The sequence below is a fragment of the Actinacidiphila paucisporea genome (assembly GCF_900142575.1).
GTDB lineage: Bacteria > Actinomycetota > Actinomycetes > Streptomycetales > Streptomycetaceae > Actinacidiphila > Actinacidiphila paucisporea.
Map to the genome: position 1 here is coordinate 1 of NZ_FRBI01000075.1, position 1,443 is coordinate 1,443.

The 1,443-nt window shown below is 72.1% G+C and carries 1 protein-coding gene; it reads right to left on the reverse strand.

The window, feature by feature from the left end; genetic code table 11:
• The coding region (locus tag BUE44_RS35575) for a polyketide synthase dehydratase domain-containing protein (RefSeq protein ID WP_200804639.1) at positions 1–1,443 on the reverse strand (1,443 nt) is incomplete at both ends.

Sequence of the window (1,443 nt, forward strand, 5' to 3'; positions counted from 1 at the left end):
GGGTGGCCGTCCAGGTCGATGAGCGTGATCCGCCCCGGGTGCTCGCTCTGCGCCGTCCGCACCAGGCCCGTCACGGTCGCCTGCACCAGATCGGGGTCGTCCGCAGGGTCGACCGGTGCGGCGTTCGAGGTCACGACCACCAGGTGCGTATCCGCGAGCGCCGGCGTGGCCAACCACTCCTGGAGCCGCAGCAGCGAGTCCTCGGCCGCAGCGTGGGCCTGTTGCACCACGTCAGCGGCGTCCGGCGGGGTGACGAAGCGCAACGCTACGGCGGGTGCCGGATCGCTCAAGGTGTCGAGCCCGGGGTGGACGGGCAGGCCCAGGCTGAGGCGGTCGTCCTGGCCCCAGACCGCCCAACCCTCCGCGTCGGCGGATGCGTCGGCTGCCGGCTCTGCCGGCGGAAGCGCCGTCCACTCGACGCGGAAGAGCGAGCTGTCGCGGCCCGTGGCAGCGATGGCGTCGAGAACCGCCGGATCGAACGGCCGGGTGGTCAACTGCTCGACCGTCAGTAGGGGTTGTCCGGCCGCGTCCGTCAGCTCGATGACCACCGCGTCCTCACCCCGACGCGTCAAGTGCACCCTGGCGGCAGTGGCGCCGGTGGCGTGCAGCCGAACGCCGTTCCACGCGAACGGCAGCCGCGTCCCGCCGTCGGCCGCCAGCACCAGCGGGTGCAGGGAGGCGTCGAGGAGCGCCGGGTGGATGCCGTACGTCTGCGGGTCGGCCTCGGCGCCTTGGTCGAGGTCGGCGTAGAGGTCGTTGCCGTGTTGCCAGGCTGCGGTGAGGTTCTGGAAGGCGGGTCCGTAGGTGTAGCCGCGTGCGGCGAGGGTGTCGTAGGCGTCGGTGAGGTCGATCGGGGTGGCGCCGGGGGGTGGCCAGGCGGCGTCGGCCGGAGTGGGTACGGGCTCGGGCGCCTGGGCGGTGGTGAGGGTGCCGGTGGCATGCCGGGTCCACGGCGTCGTACCGGGATCGTCGGCGTCGGCCGGTTCGGGCCGCGAGTGGACGGTCAGAGTGCGCCGGTTGGCGTCGTCGGGTGCGCCGACGGTCAACTGGAGCTGGACCGCGCGCTCGGTGGGCAGGACGAGCGGGGCTTCGAGGGTCAGCTCCTCGACGGTGTCGTGCCCTGTGTCCTCGCCTGCGTGCAGGGCGAGTTCGACGAAGGCGGTGCCGGGCAGCAGCACCGTACCGGCGACGGCGTGATCAGACAGCCACGGATGGTCTCGGGACGACAGCCGTCCGGTGAGCACCGACCCGCCGTCCTCCGCGAGCCGCACCACCGCACCGAGCAGCGGATGCTGCGTCCGCGTGAGTCCGGCCTGCGCCACGTCGCCTGACCCTGAACTGCTCTTCACCCAGTAGTGGGTGGTTTGGAAGGGGTAGGTGGGGAGGTCGGTGGTGGGTGTGTTGGTGAAGTGGGTGGTCCAGTTGATGGGGGTGTTGTGGGTG